General features: G+C 63.8%; 4 protein-coding genes and 1 pseudogene. 1 reads left to right on the top strand and 4 read right to left on the bottom strand.

Features of this window, described 5'->3' with window-relative positions:
- A pseudogene (locus VN856_RS25385) lies at positions 1-505 on the top strand (adenylate/guanylate cyclase domain-containing protein); the annotation flags it as partial.
- A gap of 7 nt (positions 506-512) precedes the next feature.
- On the opposite strand, the gene VN856_RS25380 reads toward VN856_RS25385, so the two are convergent.
- The 4 genes from VN856_RS25380 to VN856_RS25365 form a co-directional block, all read right to left on the bottom strand.
- Positions 513-1661: a DUF4185 domain-containing protein gene (locus tag VN856_RS25380; RefSeq protein WP_325694471.1), complete on the bottom strand. Its 1149-nt coding sequence runs from the start codon at positions 1659-1661 to the stop codon at positions 513-515.
- 7 nt (positions 1662-1668) lie between these two features.
- Positions 1669-2703 (bottom strand): aspartate-semialdehyde dehydrogenase, encoded by a 1035-nt coding sequence (locus tag VN856_RS25375; protein ID WP_325694470.1) that lies wholly within the window; start codon positions 2701-2703, stop codon positions 1669-1671.
- Positions 2704-3969: an aspartate kinase gene (locus VN856_RS25370; protein ID WP_325694468.1), complete on the bottom strand. Its 1266-nt coding sequence runs from the start codon at positions 3967-3969 to the stop codon at positions 2704-2706.
- 311 nt (positions 3970-4280) lie between these two features.
- Positions 4281-5195 (bottom strand): CotH kinase family protein (locus VN856_RS25365; RefSeq protein WP_325694466.1); only part of this gene is annotated, 915 nt, incomplete at its 5' end.

Here is a 5195-nt window from a genome sequence, read left to right as displayed (position 1 = left end):
AGCGCTGATGGCCGACGGCTTTGCGTGGCGTAACACTGACCCCGACCGCGCTCTGGAGGCGACGCGCCGTGGCCTGAGGGTCGCTCACGAAAGCGGCAACCGCTTCAACGAAACACACATAGCTGCCAATCTTGCCCAACTCGAAGTCGAACACGGCGATCCGCTGTCCGCGCTCGATCACATCGGTCTGGCGATCCGCCAATTGCACGATTCCGGCAACATAGTCACTCTCCGTTCGCCGTTCGCGAACCTTGCAATCCTCTTCGACCGGCTCGCACGCCACGAACCGGCGGCTACCATCGCCGGTTTCGGATTCAGTCCGCTGACCGCCGCGTCGTTTCCCAACATCAACGTTGCAATCGCGCACCTCCGCGAGGTCCTCGGCGATCAGACCTACGAATCGCTCGCCCGGAAGGGTGAAACGATGACCACCGCCGCGATGGCGACCTACGCATACGACCAAATCGACCAGGCCCGAACAGAACTGAACGCGGTCTCGAATTAGACTCTGATTAGGGCTCCGACCAGGGTTTGAATGGGTTGACCGCGAATTGGATCACCCGATACGGGGAACGCGCCCGCGGATCGCTGTTGTGCCATTGGCTGACGAACACCCGCAGCTCGTCCAGCGTCGAACCCGGTGAAATGTAGCCGCCGTACGGCTGGGCCAGCCGGTTGTCGCGCGGGTCCGGCAGGCTGTCGGCGGGTTCGGGCCACTCGTCGTGCTGGACGACGGTGGTGACCGGCGCACTGCTCAGCGAGGTCGGGTCGTCGGCGACCCGAACCTCCGTGTTTCCGGTGCTGGCGTTGAAATACGACAGCACCGGCTTGCCGTCGATCTGGGTGAAGCTGATCTCACCAACCATGTCACCCCACAACGGCGTTGGCGGCTTACCCCAACCACCGTCGGGTCCCGCCGCCCAGCCCTGCCACCGAGACCGATCGCCGAAGTTCTCCGGCGCGACCCGATACAGCACCACCGGCTGGCTGCGGTCGAAGTTGTCGGCGACGATGTACACCCAGCCGGACTGTGACTCCGCGGTCGGTATCGGGTCGTAGTAGCCACTGACCTGCGATTGCTGGCCTGCCGCGTAATCGCCATTGCGAACCGACCCCGCAACCGTCTGCCAAAGACCTTGTGATGGTTCGGCTTTGACGATTCTCGAGCTCTGCGGCACCAGATCTTTGGTGGTGGTGACCAACAAGTAGTTCTGCCGGTTGATCTGCACGACGCCCGCAGGCAACTGTGAATCACCCGGCGGCGTCGGTTCGGCCAGCAATGGTTCGGTGATACCGGTGACCCCGGTGTATTTCACTCCGTCCGGGTCGTCGACCGACGACGTGTCCACCCGCAATGCGACCGGCGAGTAGTAGCCGCCGAAGCCGACGCCCTGGCCGGCGAAGCTGTCGCCGCAGACCTGCACCACCTGCGTCGGGAACTCCATGAACACGCACAGGTCGGTGGCCCCGATGCCGTAATCACCGGTGGGCGTGCCGGTTCCGGCGGTCGGGCCGATCCTGATCACCTCGCCGGGCACCAGCGGCGGCAGGACCGGCTGTGGCATCGGAGCGGGCGGATCGGCGTGAGCGAATGAAAACCCTTGGTGAATAAGCAGCCCTGCGATGAGTGAGCAGCGCACGATCTTGCGGGCAGCGCTCACCCACACCTCACAGTTCAGCGGCGAGGAGCTCAGCGATCTGAATAGTGTTCAGGGCAGCGCCTTTGCGCAGATTGTCACCCGAGACGAACAACGCCAGCCCACGTCCGTCGGGCACACCGGGGTCGCGACGGATCCGGCCGACGAGGGACTCGTCGACGCCGGCGGCAGCCAACGGCGTCGGCACCTCGACCACCTTCACGCCTGGGGCAACGGCGAGGATATCGCGGGCACGCTCGGGCGAAAGTGGTTGGGCGAATTCGGCATTGATCGACAGCGAGTGGCCGGTGAACACCGGGACCCGGACACAGGTACCGCTGACCAGCAAGTCCGGGATACCCAGGATTTTGCGACTTTCGCTGCGCAGCTTCTGATCTTCATCGGTTTCGCCGGAGTCGTCGTCGACGAGTTTGCCGGCCAGCGGAATGACGTTGAAGGCGATCGGCGCGACGTAGGCCTTCGGCTCAGGGAACTGCAGCGCGCTGCCGTCGTGCACCAACTGCTCGGCGTCGTCGATGACGGTGCGAGCCTGGTCGGCCAGCTCGGCCACCCCGGCCAGTCCGGTTCCCGAAACAGCTTGATAGCTCGACACGATCAGCCGAACCAACTGAGCCTCGTCGTGCAGCACCTTGAGTACCGGCATCGCGGCCATCGTCGTGCAATTGGGGTTGGCGATGATGCCCTTGGGCCGTCGATGCGCGTCGCGCGCGAAGTTCACCTCGGAGACCACCAGCGGCACGTCCGGGTCCTTGCGCCACGCCGAGGAGTTGTCGATCACCGTTACCCCGGCCGCGGCGAACCGCGGCGCCTGGACCCGCGACATCGCCCCGCCGGCCGAGAAGAGCGCGATGTCCAGACCGGTCGGGTCGGCGGTCTCGGCGTCCTCGACCTCGATCTCCTGGCCGCGGAACGGCAGCTTGCGACCCTGCGAACGGGCCGATGCGAAAAACCGCACGCTGGTCGCCGGGAAATCGCGCTCATCCAGCAGCCTTCGCATCACCTGGCCTACCTGGCCGGTGGCACCCACTACACCTATCGCAACCATCTAACGTCCTGTCCCCGCATATACCTTGGCCTCTTCGGCACCGCCGAGGCCGAATGCTTCATGTAACGCGACGACGGCCTTATCTAGTTCAGTGTCCCGGCACAGCACCGAGATCCTGATCTCCGATGTGGAGATCAGATCGATGTTGACGCCAACCTGGGCCAGCGCCTCGCAGAATGTGGCGGTGACCCCGGGGTGGCTACGCATTCCGGCGCCGATCAGCGACACCTTGCCGATGTGATCATCGTAAAGCACTTGGCTGAAGCCGATTTCGTCCTTGAGGGAGTCCAGCTTCTCCACCGCGGCCGGCCCGCTGTCGCGGGGGCAGGTGAAGGTGATGTCGGTCCTGCCGTTCTCGACCTTGGAGACGTTCTGCAACACCATGTCGATGTTCACGTCGGCGTCGGCGACCGCACGGAACACCTTGGCGGCGTAGCCCGGGTAGTCAGGGATACCGACGACGGTCACCTTGGCCTCGCTGCGATCGTGTGCGACGCCGGTCAGGATGGGCTCTTCCATGGGTATGTCCTCGATCGATCCGGTGACGATGGTGCCCGGTTTGTCCGAGTACGACGAGCGCACATGCACCGGGATGTTGTAGCGGCGGGCGTATTCCACGCAGCGAAGCATCAGCACTTTCGCCCCGCAGGCGGCCATTTCGAGCATCTCCTCGAAGGTGACCGTGTCCAGTCGGCGGGCGTTGGGCACGATCCGCGGGTCGGCGCTGAAAATCCCGTCCACGTCGGTGTAGATCTCGCAGACGTCGGCGTGCAGCGCCGCGGCCAGCGCGACCGCGGTGGTGTCCGAGCCGCCGCGGCCCAGCGTGGTCACATCCCTGGTGTCCTGGCTGACCCCTTGGAACCCGGCGACCAGCACGATGCGACCTTCGTCGAGCGCAGCCTGCAGGCGGGTCGGGGTGACGTCGATGATCTTGGCCTTGCCGTGGGCGCCGGTGGTGATGACGCCGGCTTGCGAACCGGTGAACGAGCGCGCCTGCGCCCCGAGCGATTCGATGGCCATTGCCACCAGCGCGTTGGAGATGCGCTCCCCGGCCGTCAGCAGCATGTCCAGTTCGCGGGCCGGCGGAGCCGGGCACACCTGCTGAGCCAGATCCAGCAGGTTGTCGGTGGTGTCGCCCATCGCCGAAACCACCACGACCACGTCGTTACCCTGCTTTTTGGCCTCGACGATGCGTTCGGCGACCCGGCGGATCCGGTCGGCGTCGGCCACCGAAGATCCGCCGTACTTTTGCACGACGAGCGCCACTATTGCCCTTTCCCGGTCCGCTCCAGCCTGTCTTCAGGTCGACAACAGAATACGTGTGTCGGCGGGTCGCGTTACCGCTGACAACCCGGCCCTGCTGCAGGGGCGGTGAGCCTGCACCTCAGACGGTCTCATCGCCACGGGAGGTCATGCGTCTGCGTCGCCACCAACCCGCCCGCGAGTACATGGCGCGGCGCTTCGCAGAAGGAAGGACGAAAAACGAAACGCTTTATCGCCCGCGAGATCTTCCACGCCCCTCCAGCCACCCAGGTCAACCGCCGAAATCGTTGCCTGAACCTAGGAGCGTCTGTTTATCAGGGTCCGAACCTCTCGAACGGGGCGTTCCAGGCGCCGTTGTTGGCGTGGGCGTCCCACCAGCTGCTGCCGACCGATCCATCCAGCCCGACCCAGAACACATCCAGATGATCAGGGGTGCGGGCGACCGCCGTGACCGCGCCGACGGCCGATCCCGCGGGGGCGATCTCGAACGCGGTGTTCCAGCGGCCGTTGTTGGCGCCGGCGTCCCACCAGTTGCTGCCGACTGATCCGTCCAGCCCGACCCAGAACAGATCCAGATGATCGGGGGTGCGGGCGACGCCCGTGACCGCGCCGGCGCCCGATCCGGTCAGCTGTAATTGCTGCCGCACTCCCGCAATCTCTGATACAGCATTGGGCACACCAAACCCTACGAGTAATGCCTCCATTTGATCGATCATTGGTTTCAGCACAGTTTGTTGGGTCTCCCGGCTGAACACGGTGTCCCGATAACTCCGAATCTGGTCGATCAATTGCGCACGGCGCGCGGCGTCGTTGCGTACGAGTTTCGCGATCAGCCCACTGGGGGCCACCCTGAAGATTACAGGCAAAATGGGCTGCAAAATCTGGTCAATACCCCACGGTATCATTTTGAATTTGACGTCGTTCACACCGGGTGCCGCGACGGCATTCACGTCATTATAGATATAGGTGTTATTGGTGTTGTTGGCATAACCATCCCAGCTCTTCAGAAGAATTTCCATCGCATAGATTTTAATGAACTCATCCAGATCCAGCATCTGGCTCGCCCCGGCCACCCCATGCGCGGCGATCTGATCGTCGGCGAGCTTCAAATCGGCCTTGTTGTCAAATTTGGAAAGGCCCTCTGCCGCGATGAATGGCAGGCGCGCGCTGACGAAGTCATCCGTGTGTGCAATTTCGTACAGATTGCCGTTCATATTGCCATTGAAATT

This window comes from Mycobacterium sp. (assembly GCF_035603715.1).
GTDB lineage: Bacteria > Actinomycetota > Actinomycetes > Mycobacteriales > Mycobacteriaceae > Mycobacterium.
The sequence above is the reverse complement of the archived record's forward strand: the minus strand, read 5'-3'. Positions and strand labels throughout refer to the sequence as shown.